General features: G+C 69.8%; 13 protein-coding genes. 1 reads left to right on the top strand and 12 read right to left on the bottom strand.

What is annotated here, in order from left to right:
- Nucleotides 1-124 precede the first annotated feature (124 nt).
- From pssA to IG78_RS0109325, 9 genes are all read right to left on the bottom strand, one after another.
- A complete protein-coding gene (gene pssA / locus IG78_RS0109365) occupies nt 125-988 on the bottom strand; it encodes a CDP-diacylglycerol--serine O-phosphatidyltransferase (protein ID WP_078964737.1) in 864 nt (287 codons plus the stop codon).
- Nucleotides 975-1,631 carry a phosphatidylserine decarboxylase gene (locus IG78_RS0109360; protein ID WP_030561056.1) on the bottom strand — a complete coding sequence of 219 codons (657 nt, stop codon included), beginning with the start codon at nt 1,629-1,631 and terminating at the stop codon, nt 975-977. The genes pssA and IG78_RS0109360 overlap by 14 nt, the downstream gene beginning before the upstream one ends.
- Before the next feature lie 182 nt (nt 1,632-1,813).
- Nucleotides 1,814-3,019 carry an acyl-CoA dehydrogenase family protein gene (locus tag IG78_RS0109355; RefSeq protein ID WP_030561054.1) on the bottom strand — a complete coding sequence of 402 codons (1,206 nt, stop codon included), beginning with the start codon at nt 3,017-3,019 and terminating at the stop codon, nt 1,814-1,816.
- A gap of 2 nt (nt 3,020-3,021) precedes the next feature.
- Entirely contained in the window at nt 3,022-3,588 is a 567-nt protein-coding gene (locus IG78_RS0109350) for a MaoC family dehydratase (RefSeq protein WP_030561052.1), read from the bottom strand.
- Between the two features lie 5 nt (nt 3,589-3,593).
- Nucleotides 3,594-4,577, bottom strand: coding sequence for an HpcH/HpaI aldolase/citrate lyase family protein (locus tag IG78_RS0109345; protein ID WP_030561050.1), 984 nt, complete (start codon nt 4,575-4,577; stop codon nt 3,594-3,596).
- A complete protein-coding gene (locus IG78_RS0109340; protein WP_030561048.1) occupies nt 4,574-6,625 on the bottom strand; it encodes a protein meaA in 2,052 nt (683 codons plus the stop codon). The genes IG78_RS0109345 and IG78_RS0109340 overlap by 4 nt, the downstream gene beginning before the upstream one ends.
- Before the next feature lie 17 nt (nt 6,626-6,642).
- Nucleotides 6,643-7,980, bottom strand: coding sequence for a crotonyl-CoA carboxylase/reductase (ccrA, locus tag IG78_RS0109335; protein WP_030561046.1), 1,338 nt, complete (start codon nt 7,978-7,980; stop codon nt 6,643-6,645).
- Nucleotides 7,981-8,519: 539 nt separating this feature from the next.
- A complete protein-coding gene (locus tag IG78_RS0109330; RefSeq protein WP_199813216.1) occupies nt 8,520-9,344 on the bottom strand; it encodes a TetR family transcriptional regulator in 825 nt (274 codons plus the stop codon).
- A gap of 118 nt (nt 9,345-9,462) precedes the next feature.
- Nucleotides 9,463-11,253 (bottom strand): 3-hydroxyacyl-CoA dehydrogenase family protein, encoded by a 1,791-nt coding sequence (locus IG78_RS0109325; protein ID WP_030561042.1) that lies wholly within the window; start codon nt 11,251-11,253, stop codon nt 9,463-9,465.
- 381 nt (nt 11,254-11,634) lie between these two features.
- Here IG78_RS0109325 and IG78_RS0109320 point away from each other — a divergent pair, with 381 nt between their 5' ends.
- The gene (locus tag IG78_RS0109320) at nt 11,635-12,228 is read left to right on the top strand and encodes a HEAT repeat domain-containing protein (RefSeq protein ID WP_030561040.1); all 594 of its coding nucleotides are present in this window, start codon (nt 11,635-11,637) and stop codon (nt 12,226-12,228) included.
- Nucleotides 12,229-12,318: 90 nt separating this feature from the next.
- Here IG78_RS0109320 and IG78_RS0109315 read toward each other — a convergent pair whose 3' ends face one another.
- From IG78_RS0109315 to IG78_RS0109305, 3 genes are all read right to left on the bottom strand, one after another.
- Nucleotides 12,319-12,717: a RidA family protein gene (locus IG78_RS0109315; RefSeq protein ID WP_030561038.1), complete on the bottom strand. Its 399-nt coding sequence runs from the start codon at nt 12,715-12,717 to the stop codon at nt 12,319-12,321.
- A gap of 148 nt (nt 12,718-12,865) precedes the next feature.
- Nucleotides 12,866-14,464, bottom strand: a complete 1,599-nt coding sequence (locus IG78_RS0109310) for an alpha/beta hydrolase (RefSeq protein WP_030561036.1) — start codon at nt 14,462-14,464, stop codon at nt 12,866-12,868.
- 160 nt (nt 14,465-14,624) lie between these two features.
- The gene (locus IG78_RS0109305; protein ID WP_030561034.1) at nt 14,625-15,656 is read right to left on the bottom strand and encodes an Rv2578c family radical SAM protein; all 1,032 of its coding nucleotides are present in this window, start codon (nt 15,654-15,656) and stop codon (nt 14,625-14,627) included.
- Nucleotides 15,657-15,694 lie beyond the last annotated feature (38 nt).

Below are 15,694 nucleotides of genomic sequence, written 5' to 3'. Positions count from 1 at the left end.
CCCGGCGCCGTACCCGCCCGCCGTCCGGGGGGTGCCCGAGACGCGGGCGCTCACCCACGCCAAAGGGGGCCCGAACCATGAGGTTCAGGCCCCCTTTGGCGGCGTACAAGACGGACAAGCGCCGCTACGGCAGTTGCGCGGCCCGCGCCTCACGCCGGTTGTCGCGGAAGTTGTTCACCCGGCGGGCCGTGGCGAACAGCGGGATCACCGCACCGAGCACGGCCTGCAGGGCACACCCGGTCTGGAGCAGCAGTTGCCCACCGGGCGCGTCGAAGGCCCAGGCGGCGAGCAGCCCCATCGCTGCGACGATCCAGGCGAGCATGGCCACCGCGAGGGGACCGCGCGGCTTCGGGTACTCGACCCGGCTGACCATCAGCCAGGCGGTGCCGATGATGGCGAGGAGCGTGGCCACGAAGGGCAGCTCGAGAAGCACGATCGAGACCACGGTCAGCGCCCCGAACGGGGACGGCATGCCCTGGAACACCCCGTCGCGCAGGGTGACGCAGGAGAATCTCGCAAGCCGCAGCACCACCGCCAGGAGCACCACGATCGCGCCCACCGCCGCCACCCGCTGATGGGCGTCGTCGGCGACCATGCCGTACACGAGCACGAAGTACGCCGGGGCGAGCCCGAAGCTGATCAGGTCCGAGAGGTTGTCCAGCTCGGCGCCCATCGGCGAGGATCGCAGCTTGCGGGCCACGAGCCCGTCGAACAGGTCGAAGACCGCCGCGCACAGCATCAGGATCACGGCCGTCGCCGCGCTGTGACGGGCCATGCCAGACTCGTCACTGCCCGTGAGATGCGGGATGAGGATGCCGGTGGTGGTGAAGTACACCGCCATGAAGCCGCAGGTGGCGTTGCCGAGGGTCAGTGTGTCCGCTATCGAGAGGCGCAGCGAGAGCGGCATGTCCTCCTCGACGTCGTCCACGCCGTTCTCTGCGGACTCGGGCACCCAGCCCGCCGGTGTCTCAGGATCAGTCACGGTCAATGCGAGTCACCCCAGCCACGGTCTTCTGCCCCACCTCGACGTCCACCTCGACGCCCTCGGGGAGGTAGATGTCGACGCGCGAGCCGAAGCGGATCAAACCGATGCGCTCGCCCTGCTCCAGCTTCGTGCCCTGCGGCACGTACGGCACGATGCGCCGGGCGACGGCACCCGCGATCTGGACCATCTCGATGTCGCCGAGCTCGGTGTCGAAGTGCCAGACAACGCGCTCGTTGTTCTCGCTCTCCTTGTTGAACGCCGGGACGAAACCGCCCGGAATGTGCTCGACGGACGTCACGGTGCCGGCCAGCGGCGCGCGGTTGACGTGGACGTTCAGCGGGCTCATGAAGATCGCGACGCGGGTGCGCCCGTCCTTCCAGGGCATGATGCTCTGGACGACGCCGTCGGCCGGTGAGATGACCCGGCCGGGGGTGATCTCGCGCTCGGGGTCGCGGAAGAACCACAGCATGCCCGCCGCGAGCGCGGTCGTGGGCACGGCGATCGCGGCCGCGCCCTTGGAGCGGCGCGACCCGGCCAGGCTGAGTGCCGCGGTGGCGACGGTCGGCAGGAGCCACGGCGATGCTCCGCGCGCGAGGCGTCCACCGAGGAAGCTGACGCGAGGTGCAGAGGTTTGGCTGTGGGGCATGGATGACCTTCGTAGCGGATGATGCCGCACTGCATACGGGGGGACGGCGGCTTTCCCGGGATCGTATCGGTTGCGAGCCACAACTGGGCAAGCCAGGAAGCCGAGTCGGCCGCCGGAGCGTGCTGACTGGGTGTGATCTTCTTCTCGATTTAATCTCGAAGAAATCGCCCCAACTCGGACATTCAGCCCTGGAATCGATACTCTTCGAGGAGTCGACGGCCAATGATCATTTTCTGGATCTCAGCGGTACCTTCACCGATCAGGAGCATGGGCGCCTCCCGGTAGAGACGCTCGATTTCATACTCCTTCGAGAAGCCGTAGCCGCCGTGGATCCTGAACGCGTCCTCCACCACTTCTTTGCAGTACTCGGACGCCAGATACTTGGCCATCCCCGCTTCGAGGTCGTTTCGCTCCCCGGAGTCCTTTTTGCGTGCTGCGTTCACCATCATGGCATGGGCGGCCTCGACCTTGGTAGCCATCTCGGCGAGCTTGAACTGAATTGCCTGGTGCTGGGCGATGGGCTTGCCGAACGTGTGCCGCTGCTGGGCATAGGAGACGCCCAGCTCGAAGGCACGCTGCGCGACGCCGCAGCCACGCGCCGCGACATTCACGCGGCCGACTTCGACGCCGTCCATCATTTGGTAAAATCCTCGTCCGGTCGTGCCGCCGAGCACGCGATTGGCCGGAATGCGCAGGCCATCCATGATCAGCTCGGTGGTGTCGACACCCTTGTAGCCCATCTTGTCGATCTTCCCGGGGATGGTGAGTCCCGGCCGCACCTCACCGAAGCCCGGCTCCTTCTCCACGAGAAACGTCGTCATCGACTTGTGGGGGGCCGTGCCCTCGGGGTGTCCTTCGTCACTTTTGACGAGTACGGCGACAAGTGTTGACGAACCACCGTTCGTCAGCCACATCTTCTGACCGTTCAGGACATAGTCGTCGCCGTCCCTGACCGCCTTCGACGTGATCGCCGACACGTCGGAGCCGAGCGCGGGCTCCGACATCGAGAACGCGCCCCGCACCTCACCCGTCGCCATGCGCGGCAGGAAGTGGTCCTTCTGCTCCTGCGTGCCGTGCTGCTTGAGCATGTAGGCCACGATGAAGTGGGTGTTGATGATGCCGGACACCGACATCCAGCCGCGCGCTATCTCCTCCACGCACAGCGCGTACGTCAGCAGCGACTCGCCCAGGCCTCCGTACTCCTCGGGGATCATCAGACCGAACAGGCCCAACTCCTTGAGCCCGTCGACGATCGCCTGCGGATACTCGTCGCGGTGCTCAAGACCTGTCGCCACCGGAATGATCTCTTTGTCGACGAAATCCCTGACGGTGGACAGGATTTCCTGCTGGATGTCGGTCAGACCGGCGGTCTGGGCGAGACGCGGCATGGCTACTTCTCCGTCTTCTTCTCCGCGGGCACGGACTTCTGTGCGGGGGCGGGCTTCTTCTCCGCGGGGGCGGACAGCTCCGGGCGGCCGGGCTGTTCGCCGCCGCGCTCCTTGATGTACGTCTCGGTCGGCACCATCACCTTGCGGCGGAACACGCACACCAGCGTGCCGTCCTGCTTGTACCCCTTGGTCTCCACATGGACGATCCCGCGGTCCGACTTGGACTTCGACGGCGTCTTGTCCAGGACCGTCGTCTCGCCGTAGAGCGTGTCGCCGTGGAACGTCGGCGCCACGTGCCGGAGCGACTCGATCTCCAGGTTCGCGATCGCCTTGCCCGAGACGTCCGGCACCGACATGCCGAGGAGCAGCGAGTAGATGTAGTTGCCGACGACGACGTTCCTGCCGAAGTCCGTCGTCCTCTCCGCGTAGTTGCTGTCCATGTGCAGCGGGTGATGATTCATGGTGAGCAGACAGAAGAGGTGGTCGTCGTACTCCGTGACCGTCTTTCCCGGCCAGTGCTTGTACACGGCGCCCACTTCGAACTCTTCATAGGTGCGGCCGAATTGCATGATCCCTACGCCTCCGGGGCCTCGAACTTGCTGGTGCGCCGCATGCCGGCCGCGCGGCCCTTGCCGGAGATGACCAGGGCCATCTTCCGGCTGGCCTCGTCGATCATCTCGTCGCCGAGCATCGCCGAGCCCTTCTTGCCGCCCGCCTCGGACGTGTAGTACTCGTACGCGTCCAGGATCAGCTCGGCGTGGTCGTAGTCCTCCTGGGACGGTGAGAACACCTCGTTGGCGGCCTTCACCTGGCCCGGGTGCAGTACCCACTTGCCGTCGAAGCCGAGCGCGGCCGCCCGCCCCGCCACCTCGCGGTAGCCGTCGACGTTCTTGATCTGGAGGTACGGGCCGTCGATCGCCTGGAGGTCGTGGGTGCGGGCCGCCATCAGGATGCGCATCAGGATGTAGTGATAGGCGTCCGCGGGGTAGCCGGGCGGCTGCTCGCCCACGACGAGGGACTTCATGTTGATCGATGCCATGAAGTCGGCCGGGCCGAAGATGATTGTCTCAATACGTGATGAGGCCGCCGCGATCTCGTCAACATTGACCAGACCCTTCGCGTTCTCGATCTGCGCCTCAATGCCGATCCGCCCGACCTCGAAGCCCATCGTCTTCTCGATCTGCGTCAACAGCAGGTCGAGCGCCACGATCTGCTGGGCGTCCTGCACCTTCGGCAGCATGATGCAGTCAAGATTGGGGCCCGCGCCCTCAACCACGGTCACGACGTCGCGGTACGTCCACTCGGTCGTCCAGTCGTTGACGCGCACGACCCGAGTCTTGCCCGTCCAGTCGCCCTCGTTGAGGAACTTGACGATGGTGTGCCGTGCCTCCGGCTTGGCGAGCGGCGCGCAGGCGTCCTCCAAGTCGAGGAAGACCTGGTCGGCGGGCAGGCCCTGGGCCTTCTCAAGGAAGCGCGGGTTCGAGCCCGGCACGGCCAGGCAGGAGCGGCGCGGACGGAGCCGGTTCACGGCACCGGACTGCGGCTTGGACGGGGTCATGCGGGGACCTCCAGGGGGTCGAGGTGGTTCGCTTTGCGGATCTCGTCGACGATACGGCCGATGATCTCCGTGATGCCGAAGTCCTTGGGGGTGAAAACGGCGGCCACGCCCGCCGCCTTCAGGTCCTCGGCGTCGCTGCCGGGAATGATGCCGCCGGCGATCACCGGGATGTCGTGCGCGCCCGCGGCGCGCAGGCGCGTGAGGACGTCCGGCACGAGCTGCGCGTGCGAGCCGGAGAGGATCGACAGGCCCACGGCGTGCACGTCCTCCGCCAGGGCGGCGTCCACGATCTGCTCGGGGGTGAGCCTGATGCCCTGGTAGACGACCTCGAACCCGGCGTCACGCGCGCGCACCGCGATCTGCTCGGCGCCGTTGGAGTGCCCGTCCAGGCCCGGTTTGCCGACGAGGAAGCGCAGCTTGCCGGTGCCGAGGTCGGCGGCCGTCTTCTCGACCTTCTCGCGGACGAGGGCGAGCGGCGTGCCCGCCTCCGCGGTGACGGCCACCGGCGCCCCCGAGACGCCCGTGGGCGCCCGGAACTCACCGAAGACCTCCCGCAGGGCACCCGCCCACTCGCCGGTCGTCACACCGGCGCGAGCGCACTCCAGGGTGGCCTCCATCAGGTTGCCGGTGCCCGCCGCGACCTCCTTGAGCCGGTCGAGTGCCTGCCCGACGGTGGGGAAGTGGAACGGGTCCCCGAGGCCCTGCCGGTCCGAGGACTCCTGGCGGGTGGCGCGCCAGGTGCCGATGGCGTCCACGACCCGGGCCTCGACCTCCGGGTCGACCGTCATGATCGCCGTGTCCAGGTCCGCGGTGAGCGGGCTCGGCTCGGTGGCCTCGAAGGCGTTCACACCGATGACCTTGTCCTCACCCGCCTCGATCCGTGCCCGGCGCTCCGCGTGCGAGGACACGAGCTGCGCCTTCAGATAGCCGGACTCGACGGCGGCCATCGCGCCGCCCATCTGCTCGATCCGGTCCATCTCCGTCAGGGACTCCTCGACGAGGGCGTCGACCTTGGCCTCGACGACGTGCGAGCCCGCGAAGATGTCCTCGTACTCGAGTAGGTCGCTCTCGTGGGCGAGGACCTGCTGGATGCGCAGCGACCACTGCTGGTCCCAGGGGCGGGGCAGACCGAGCGCCTCGTTCCAGGCGGGCAGTTGCACGGCGCGCGCGCGTGCGTCCTTGGACAGCGTGACGGCGAGCATCTCCAGGACGATGCGCTGCACGTTGTTCTCGGGCTGCGCCTCGGTCAGGCCGAGCGAGTTGACCTGCACGCCGTAGCGGAACCGCCGCTGCTTGGGGTCGGTGATGCCGTACCGCTGCCGCGCGACGCGGTCCCAGATGCGCCCGAAGGCCCGCATCTTGCACATCTCCTCGATGAACCGCACACCGGCGTTCACGAAGAACGAGATCCGCGCGACGACGTCGCCGAACTTCTCCTCCGGCACCTGCCCGGAGTCACGCACCGCGTCGAGCACCGCGACCGCCGTGCTCATCGCGTACGCGATCTCCTGCACCGGCGTGGCCCCGGCCTCCTGCAGGTGATAGCTGCAGATGTTGATCGGGTTCCACTTGGGGATGTGCGCCACCGTGTACGTGATCATGTCGGTGGTCAGGCGCAGGCTCGGTCCTGGCGGGAAGACGTGGGTGCCGCGCGACAGGTACTCCTTGACGATGTCGTTCTGCGTCGTCCCCTGGAGCCCGGCGATGTCGGCGCCCTGCTCCTCGGCGACGACCTGGTACAGCGCGAGCAGCCACATGGCGGTCGCGTTGATCGTCATGGAGGTGTTCATCTGCTCCAGGGGGATGTCCTGGAACAGCCGCCGCATGTCGCCGAGATGGGACACCGGGACGCCGACCCGGCCCACCTCTCCGCGCGCGAGGATGTGGTCCGGGTCGTACCCGGTCTGCGTCGGCAGGTCGAACGCGACCGAGAGACCGGTCTGCCCCTTGGCCAGGTTGCGCCGGTAGAGCTCGTTGGACGCCTCGGCCGTGGAGTGACCGGCATAGGTGCGCATCAGCCACGGCCGGTCCTTCTGACGCTCGGTCATGTGTGGGTCCCCGCCCCTCAGATGTCGCGGAACCGGTTGATGGCGTCGATGTGGAGGGCGCGCTTGTCGTGGTCGCGCACCCCGAGGCCCTCCTCGGGCGCGAGCGCGAGCACGCCGACCTTGCCCTGGTGCAGATTGCGGTGCACGTCGTAGGCGGCCTGCCCGGTGTCCTCAAGGGAGTACACCTTGGAGAGCGTCGGGTGGATCCTGCCCTTGGCGATCAGGCGGTTGGCCTCCCAGGCCTCGCGGTAGTTGGCGAAGTGCGAGCCGATGATGCGCTTCAGGGACATCCACAGATAGCGGTTGTCGTACTCGTGCATATAGCCCGAGGTCGAGGCACAGGTGGTGATGGTGCCGCCCTTGCGGGTGACGTACACGGAGGCGCCGAAGGTCTCGCGGCCGGGGTGTTCGAAGACGATGTCGATGTCCTCGCCGCCGGTGAGTTCGCGGATGCGCTTGCCGAAGCGCTTCCACTCCTTCGGGTCCTGGGTGCGCTCGTCCTTCCAGAACTTGTAGCCTTCGGCGTTGCGGTCGATGATCGCGTCGGCGCCCATGGCCCGGCAGATGTCGGCCTTCTGGGGGCTGCTCACCACACAGATGGGGTTGGCGCCGCCCGCGAGCGCGAACTGCGTGGCGTACGAACCGAGTCCGCCGCTCGCGCCCCAGATGAGCACGTTGTCGCCCTGCTTCATGCCGGCGCCGTTGCGGGAGACGAGCTGCCGGTAGGCGGTGGAGTTCACCAGGCCGGGAGCCGCCGCCTCCTCCCAGCTCAGGTGGTCCGGCTTCGGCATCAACTGGTTGGACTTCACCAGGGCGATCTCCGCGAGCCCGCCGAAGTTGGTCTCGAAGCCCCAGATGCGCTGCTCGGGGTCGAGCATCGTGTCGTTGTGGCCGTCGGAGGACTCGAGCTCCACCGAGAGGCAGTGCGCGACGACCTCGTCACCGGGGTGCCAGGCGTTCACGCCGGGGCCGGTGCGCAGCACGACGCCCGCGAGGTCGGAGCCGATGATGTGGTACGGCAGGTCGTGGCGCTTGGTGAGGTCGCTGAGCTTGCCGTAGCGCTCCAGGAAGCCGAAGGTCGACATCGGCTCGAAGATCGACGTCCACACCGAGTTGTAGTTCACGGAGGACGCCATCACGGCCACCAGGGCCTCGCCCGGGCCCAGTTCGGGCACCGGGACGTCGTCCAGGTGCAGCGACTTGCGCGGGTCCTTGTCGCGGGTGGGGAGCCCGGCGAACAGTTCCGTCTCGTCCTTGTGCACGGTCGCCGCGCGGTACGACTCGGGCAGCGGCAGTGCGGCGAAGTCGGCGGCCGAGGTGTCCGGCGACTGGATCGCGTCCAGGATTTCCTGCATGGGGTGCCTCCGGCGAAGGGCGCTTTCGGGGAGCGCTCTGAGGGGTACGTCGGGTGGTCCTTGAAGGGGGGTGTGCCGTCGGTTCGGCGGAGGTGGTGCTGTGGCGGCGCCGTGGTGGGGCGCGGGGTGCCTGTGACGCAGGCGTCCGGGCGCGCTTGCCTGAGGCTTGCGGGGACAGCCGGTGGGGGGAGGTTCTCCACCCGTCGGCCGCTCGGACAACATCAACGTATGACACCGCGTGCCAGTCGGCAAGACACTCAGTGCCAAGAGTTTGTCTCAGTTGTCAGTGGGGGGCTTCATCTGAGCGATGATCGATCATTGCAGGTCAGATGGGGTGCGGGTGCCCGTCCCTCGCGGGGCGCCCCAGACCCGCCCCTTCCCGAACCAGGGGCGCTGCGCCCCCTGGACCCCCGCTTCAACGGCGCTGCGCGCCTCGTCCTCAAGCGCCGGACGGGCTATTTAGAGCCCGTCCGGCGCTTGAGGACGAGGCGCGCAGCGCCGATATGGGGGAGAGGGGCGGGTGGGCGGGGGAGAGAAAGTCAGGCGCGGGTGCGGAGGGCCTTTTCGATGGTGCGCATGACTTCGTCGAGGGGCGCGTCGGTGCGGGCCACGGTCACGAGGACCTCACCCCCGTCGGAGACGGCCGCCGCCGAGGAGGACGCCGTGTCCCGCCCGGCGGGAATGCCGGTGCCGAAGGTCCGCCGGACGATGCCGAAGGCGTGGTCCAGGTGGGCCTCCACGTCCCCCTGCCCGCCGGCGCGCAGCCACCGCCGCAGGACGTGGTTGTGCGCCGTCACCACGGCGGACGCCGCCACCTCCGCGAGCAGCGGATCGTCGTTGCCGTGGTGGTGCGCCTGCTCGTCGAAGTGGCCGAGGAGATAGCGGGTGAAGAGCCGTTCGTAGCGCGCCACGGAGGCGATCTCGCGCTCGCGCAGCGTCGGGACCTCCCGCGTCAGGCGGTACCGCTCCACGGAGACGGCGGGCGAGGCCGCGTACATCTTCATGACTTCCTTGATGCCCCGGCACACGGTGTCGAGCGGGTGCTCGTGCGCGGGTGCCGCGTTCAGGACCGCCTCGGCGCGGATCAAGGTGTCGTCGTGGTCGGGGAAAATCGCCTCTTCCTTGGAGCGGAAGTGGCGGAAGAAGGTCCGCCGGGCCACCCCGGCCGCCGCGGCGATCTCGTCGACCGTCGTCGCCTCGTAGCCCTTGGAGGCGAACAGCTCCATGGCGGAGGCCGCCAGCTCGCGGCGCATCTTGAGCCTTTGGGCTGCGGCGCGGCTGCCCGCGGCGCTCTCCGGAGCGTCGGGCGTAGCTGTCGTACGAGAGGTCTTGGCGGCCTTGGGCATGCCCTGAACGTACTGCATGTGCGCAGGCGAGTGCGGATGCGGGACGGGGCCGCCCGAGGGTTCGAGCAGCCCGCCCCAGTCCGCGCGCTCGGCGCGCACCGCATCCTGTGCTCTGGGCCCGGGGTCCGCGCGCCGGTCAGCGCCGGGCATATTCGCGGAAGCCACGGCCCGTCTTGCGGCCGAGGCAGCCCGCGGCCACCAGGTGTTCGAGCAGCGGCGCGGGCGCGAGACCCGGCTCGCGGAACTCGCGGTGCAGCACCTTCTCGATGGCGAGGGAGACATCGAGACCGACGACGTCCAGGAGCTCGAAGGGGCCCATGGGGTAGCCGCCGCCCAGCTTCATCGCGGCGTCGATGTCGTCGAGGGACGCGTAGTGCTCCTCGACCATCTTGATCGCGTTGTTCAGGTACGGGAAGAGCAGCGCGTTCACGATGAACCCGGCCCGGTCGCCGCAGTCCACCGGGTGCTTCTTGATGGACGCGCACACCTCGCGGGCCGTGGCGTGCACATCGTCCTCGGTCAGGACCGTGCGCACGACCTCGACGAGCTTCATCGCCGGGGCCGGGTTGAAGAAGTGCAGGCCGATCACGTCGCCGGGCCGTGAGGTGGCGCGGGCGCAGGCGACGACCGGCAGCGAGGACGTGGTGGTGGCGAGGACCGCGCCCGGCTTGCAGACCTTGTCGAGCGTCGTGAAGAGCTGCCGCTTGACCTCCAGGTCCTCCGCGACCGCCTCCAGGGCGAGATCGACGTCGGCGAACGCCTCGTACGACCCGCTCGGCCGGACCCGGTCCAGGGTCTTGGCCGCCGCCTGTGACGTCATGCGCCCCTTGTCGACCGAGCGCGAGAGGGACTTGGCGATCCGGGCCCTGGCCGCCGCGGCCTTCTCCTCGCTGCGGGCGACGAGCACCACGTCGTACCCGGCCTTGGCGAAGACCTCCGCGATGCCGGACGCCATGGTGCCGGACCCGGCGACACCGACGGAGCGGACCTCGCGCCCGCGCGCCTGCCGCGTGCCCTCAAGGGGTGTCGCGGAGTCCCGCACCACCTCGCCGCCGCCCGACTCCGCGTACGTGTAGAAGCCGCGGCCCGACTTGCGCCCCGTCAGGCCCGCCTCGCTGAGCTGCTTGAGGATCGGGGCGGGCGCGTGCAGCCGGTCCCGCGACTCGGCGTACATCGCGTCGAGGACCGTACGGGCGGTGTCGACACCGATCAGGTCGAGCAGCGCGAGCGGGCCCATCGGCAGACCGCAGCCGAGCCGCATCGCGGCGTCGATGTCCTCCCGGCTCGCGTACTTCGCCTCGTACATCGCCGCCGCCTGGTTGAGGTAGCCGAAGAGCAGCCCGTCGGCGACGAAACCGGGGCGGTCGCCGACGGCCACGGGCTCCTTGCCGAGCGCGTGCGCCAGATCCGTGACGGCGGCGACCGCGGTCGGCGCGGTGAGCACGGACGAGACGACCTCGACGAGCTTCATCGCCGGGGCCGGGTTGAAGAAGTGCATGCCCAACACCCGCTCGGGGTGGGCCGATTCGGCCGCGAGGCGGGTCACCGAGAGCGCGTTGGTGCCGGTGGCGAGGATCGTGTCGGCCCTGACCACACCGTCGAGCTCACGGAAGATCTGCTGCTTGATCTCGTAGGACTCCGGGACGACCTCGACGACCAGGTCGGCATCGGCCGCGGCGCGCAGATCGGTGCAGGTGCGGAAGCGGGCGAGCGCGTCGTCGCGCTCGCGCTCGGTGAGGCGCTCCCGGCGCACGGCGCGCGCCGTGGAGGCCTCCAGGGAGGCGACGGCGTGGGCGGCGGCCCGCTCGCTGATGTCGATGCCGATGACCTCGCGGCCCGCACGGGCGAGGACTTCGGCGATACCCGTGCCCATCGTGCCCAGACCGACGACGGCGACCGTGTTGATGGGGTTGAGGGGAGCGTCCATGGGTGGACTCCAGGAAGTGAGTGACGACTGAGGGGCGCACGCGCACGGCGCGTGGCGAGGAGCACGCCGGGCACGGGACGCCCCGCTCGGGCGTGGTGACCACGCAAGCGGGCGTGAAGTGGCATACGGCGTGCGGAATGTGTGCGCAATGCGCACGAAGGAAGAACCGGCGGGCCCTGTCCCGGAGCCACACCGTCCTGCGGTACATGCGTACCGAACCGACAACACTCGCGACGGCTGCGTCACCAGGCCGTCATGAGTCGAGATGCTGAAAGCGAACTGCGTACGGGGAGTGTGCCCCGCTCACATGAGATTAACCCGTGAGTAACGAGCGCGCCAGCCCCCGGTGTCTGTGACCTCCGTCGCGACTAGGCTCACCGCATGGATGCGGAGTTGCGGACGGTGACGGATCGCTTACGACGCGAGGCAGCCGCGTCGGGAGCGCTGGATCTGTACGGGAGACTGCTGGCAGTCGGTGAGCCGGACGAGCTCGCGGAGGTCCTGCACGCTCCCGGACAGCCGCTGTGGGCGCGGGAGTTGGCGGCGGTCAGGCTGGGGCTCCTGGGGGACCGCAGGGCCTTCGAATCCCTTGTACTCCTGCTCAACCACCGGGATCCGCCGCGCTGCGCCGCCGCCGCGTACGCCCTGGCGCGCCTCGGCGATCCGCGTACCGCGCGCGCGGCGGCCGCCCTCGCGACGAACGAGCTGCGGGTCGCCTACGCCCTGCACCCGGTGCGGCTGCTCACGGAGCTGCGGGCCCCGGAGTCGGCGCCCGCGCTGATCGTCACGCTCCAGCGCCGCCTCACGCCCAACGACCCCTACGGCAAGGTCGCCCTCGCGTGCGTGGAAGGGCTCGGGGCGCTCGGGGACGCGCGGGCCATACCGGTGCTCACGGCCGCGTCCTCCAACCCCCGGCTCGCGGCGGCGGCCGCGGCGGCACTGGCGCGGGTGACGGTGCGGGCGCAGGGGTCCTGAGGGCGGCGCCGGGTTCCGCGTGCGGGGCGCAGGGGTTCAGGAGCGGCGCGGGCGGGCTGGGGTGCCGACCGGGGGCCGGTCCGGCGGGCGCTACTCGGGGACCACCGCCAACGCCTCTATCTCCATCAGGAATTCGGGCGACACCAGACCCGCGACCTGGACGGCCGAGGCGGCGGGCAGGCGGCCGGGGTCGAGGAAGGCGTCCCGTGCCGCACGGACCGCCGGCATGTACGCCGTGTCCGTGACGAAGTACGTCAGCTTGATCACGTCTTCGAAGCCCGCGCCCGCGGCGGCCAGACAGCGCCGCAGGTTCTCGAAGACCTGGCGTGCCTGCGCCGCCGGGTCGCCCGCGCCGACCAGCTCGCCCCGCTCGTCGAGGGCGAGCTGCCCGGAGACGGCGACGAGGCGGCCCGAGCCCGTCACCACGTGGGTGTACGCCGTCGCGGGGGCGACTCCGTCGGGGGCGTGGATGTGTGTCAGTCGGCTCATGATCCCCATGGTGGACCATGGCACTGACAACGCCCCCGGCGGAGCCCGCGGTCAGGGCCGGGGTCGCCTGACGTGGCGCCCGGGCCCGGACCGCGTACGTGCGGTGTCAGACCGCGTACGTGCCGTGTCAGACCGCGTACGTGCGGTGTCAGCCGCGGAACCCCACCAGGCCGTGCAGCTCCGTGCCCGGGCCGCCGCCCCGCGCACCCCGTGCCGCGCCCTTCGGCTCGGGCACGGGCAGCCGCTCGCACACCGCGTCGGCCTCGCCGGTCCCACCGGATCGGCGCGGCACCTCGCCGGACGTCAGATACGTCGCCAGATGCCGGTCGAGGCAGGCGTTCCCGCTGAGGGCGACGCCGTGGTTGCCGCCGCCCTGCTCCACGACCAGGCTCGATCCGCGCAGCTTCCGGTGCATGGTGACCGCACCCCCGTAGGGGGTCGCCGCGTCGTCGGTCGCCTGGAGCAGCAGCACCGGCGGCAGGGCGCGGTTCGACACGTCCACCGGGTCGAGCGAAGGCACCCGCCAGAACGCGCACGGAGCGTTGTACCAGGCGTTGTTCCAGGTCATGAAGGGTGACTTCGCGTGCGTCTGCCAGTTGTCACGGCTCCACCGCGCCCAGTCGCGCGGCCAGCCCGCGTCCCGGCAGGCCACGGCGGTGTAGACCGAGTAGCTGTTCTCGCCCGCGGCGTCCTGCGCGCCGGCCTTCTCGTACGCCCGCACGAGCGGAGTCGTCTTCTTGCCGTGCGCGTACGCCGAGAACACCTCGGCCAGGATCGGCCAGTAGCCGTCGAAGTAGGCGCCCGGCAGGAAGGTGTCCTCCAGCTCGGCCGCGCCGACCTTCCCGCCGGCCGGCTTCTCGGCGAGGGCGGCGCGCATGGCGTACCACTCCGACTCCACCCGCGCCGGGTCCGAGCCGAGCCGGTACTTCGCGTGGTGCTTGGCCGTCCAGGCCAGGAAGGCCTGGTGGCGGGCCTGGAAGGCGTGGTCCTGGCTGAGGTTGGCGTCGTACCAGACCTGGTGCGGGTCGACCACGGAGTCCAGGGCCATGCGGCGGACCCGCTCGGGGAACAGCTTCGCGTACACGGCGCCCAGGTAGGTGCCGTACGAGTACCCGAAGTAGCTGATCCGCCGCTCGCCGAGGCGTGCGCGGATCACGTCCAGGTCCCTGGCCGCGCTGACCGTGTCGATGAACGGCAGCACGTCCGCGTACTTGGAAGCGCACGCTCGGGCGAACGACCGCGCGCGGTCGACGTTGGCCCTCTCCAGGGAGTACGTGTACGGCACCGAGGCGGGCCGTACCGGGGTGAAGTGGCCGGGCCGGCAGTTCAGGGCGGGCTTGCTCCGGCCGACGCCGCGCGGGTCGAAGCCGATGACGTCGTAGCCGGCGGCCACCTTCTTGGGGAGCGACTTGGCGACGAAGCCGGCCATGGTCAGACCGCTGCCGCCGGGGCCGCCGGGGTTCACGAGGAGCGGGCCCCGGTAGTGCTTCGCGGTGTGCGGGATCCGCGAAAGGGCCAGCGTGATCTTCTTGCCGTGCGGCCGGTCGTGATCGAGTGGTACCTGTACGGACGCGCACTGGAGCTTGGGGTGGTTCTTCGTCGCGCACTTCTTCCACGCCAGGTGGGGCGGGGTGTGCGCGGCGCGGGGGGTGGCCACCGCGGTGGTGCCCGCGGCGGACGGGACCGCCGCGACCAGACCGGTCACCAGGACGGCGGCGCCGCACAGCGAGACGGCGGTTGCTCTCATCGAGCCTCCCAGGGTGGAGGGTTCGGGGCCGCGAGGCCCACGACCCCCGCGGCATCGTTCCGGAAAGCCCGCCCGGAAGACGCTGATCCATGGAGCAATAACCTGAAAGGAGCATGGCGAAGCCCGCGATGGCCCAGTGCCCCCTGTCGGCACCGGCACGTCACAGCAGCGTGAGCTGGGTGCCTTCCGGCGCGGGCGGTGCCTGCTTTGGCTCGGGTACGCGGCGTGCCGCGCCCGCGCGGGCGGGGCCGATGCCGAACTCGCGGGCCAGTTCGTGCACGTGGCGGGTGATCCGGCGCTGGTACCACTTCGGGGCGTAGGCGCCGTCGGCGTACAGGCGTTCGTACCGCCGCACCAGGTGCGGGTGTTCCTGGGCGAGCCAAGCCATGAACCACTCGCGTGCGCCGGGCCGCAGGTGCAGCGCGAGCGGTGTCACGGATGTCGCCCCGGCCTCGGCGATCGCCCGCACCGTGGCGCGCAACTGGTCCGGGTGGTCACCGAGGAACGGGATCACCGGTGCCATCAGGACACCGCAGCCGATGCCGTGCTCGCTCAGGGTGCGCACGACCTCCAGGCGGCGACCCGGTGCGGGGGTACCGGGCTCGACCGTGCGCCAGAGCTGTTCGTCCACGAAGCCGACGGACACCGAGATGCCCACGTCCGTGACGGCGGCGGCCTGCCGCAGCAGATCGAGGTCGCGCAGGATCAGCGTGCCCTTGGTGAGGATCGAGAACGGGTTGGCGTGGTCGCGCAGCGCCTCGATGATGCCCGGCATCAGCGCGTACCTGCCCTCCGCGCGCTGGTAGCAGTCGACGTTGGTGCCCATCGCGATGTGCTCGCCGTGCCAGCGGGGCGAGGCGAGCCGGTGGCGCAGCAGCTCGGGAGCGTTGACCTTGACCACGATCTGACTGTCGAAACCCAGGCCGGTGTCCAGGTCCAGATAGCTGTGTGTCTTGCGGGCGAAGCAGTACACGCACGCGTGCGTGCAGCCGCGGTAGGGGTTGACCGTCCACTCGAAGGGCATGCGCGAGGCCCCCGGCACCCGGTTCACGATCGACTTCGCCCGGATCTCGTGGAAGGTGATTCCGCGGAACCCGGGGGTGTCGGTCCGGGTGGTCACCGCGTCGGCGCCGAACAGCGCGGCGTCCGCTGCGGCCCCTCGCGGGCCGTCGGACAGATTCTCCCAGCGCATGGCGCTCCTTTCATGACAGCGACGAGCACCAGTGACGA

Source organism: Streptomyces aureocirculatus, from assembly GCF_000720475.1.
Lineage (GTDB): Bacteria > Actinomycetota > Actinomycetes > Streptomycetales > Streptomycetaceae > Streptomyces > Streptomyces aureocirculatus.
Note: the sequence above shows the minus strand (reverse complement) of the source record. Positions and strands in the feature narration are given on the sequence as shown.

Coding starts and splice junctions, on each gene's coding strand:
- IG78_RS0109320 (WP_030561040.1), top strand. CDS start 11,635: ATGGATGCGGAGTTGCGGACGGTGACGGATCGCTTACGACGCGAGGCA.
- IG78_RS0109350 (WP_030561052.1), bottom strand. CDS start 3,588: ATGCAATTCGGCCGCACCTATGAAGAGTTCGAAGTGGGCGCCGTGTAC.
- IG78_RS0109345 (WP_030561050.1), bottom strand. CDS start 4,577: ATGACCCCGTCCAAGCCGCAGTCCGGTGCCGTGAACCGGCTCCGTCCG.
- IG78_RS0109325 (WP_030561042.1), bottom strand. CDS start 11,253: ATGGACGCTCCCCTCAACCCCATCAACACGGTCGCCGTCGTCGGTCTG.
- IG78_RS0109315 (WP_030561038.1), bottom strand. CDS start 12,717: ATGAGCCGACTGACACACATCCACGCCCCCGACGGAGTCGCCCCCGCG.
- IG78_RS0109310 (WP_030561036.1), bottom strand. CDS start 14,464: ATGAGAGCAACCGCCGTCTCGCTGTGCGGCGCCGCCGTCCTGGTGACC.
- IG78_RS0109360 (WP_030561056.1), bottom strand. CDS start 1,631: ATGCCCCACAGCCAAACCTCTGCACCTCGCGTCAGCTTCCTCGGTGGA.
- ccrA (WP_030561046.1), bottom strand. CDS start 7,980: ATGCAGGAAATCCTGGACGCGATCCAGTCGCCGGACACCTCGGCCGCC.
- IG78_RS0109340 (WP_030561048.1), bottom strand. CDS start 6,625: ATGACCGAGCGTCAGAAGGACCGGCCGTGGCTGATGCGCACCTATGCC.
- IG78_RS0109305 (WP_030561034.1), bottom strand. CDS start 15,656: ATGCGCTGGGAGAATCTGTCCGACGGCCCGCGAGGGGCCGCAGCGGAC.
- IG78_RS0109330 (WP_199813216.1), bottom strand. CDS start 9,344: ATGCAGTACGTTCAGGGCATGCCCAAGGCCGCCAAGACCTCTCGTACG.
- IG78_RS0109355 (WP_030561054.1), bottom strand. CDS start 3,019: ATGCCGCGTCTCGCCCAGACCGCCGGTCTGACCGACATCCAGCAGGAA.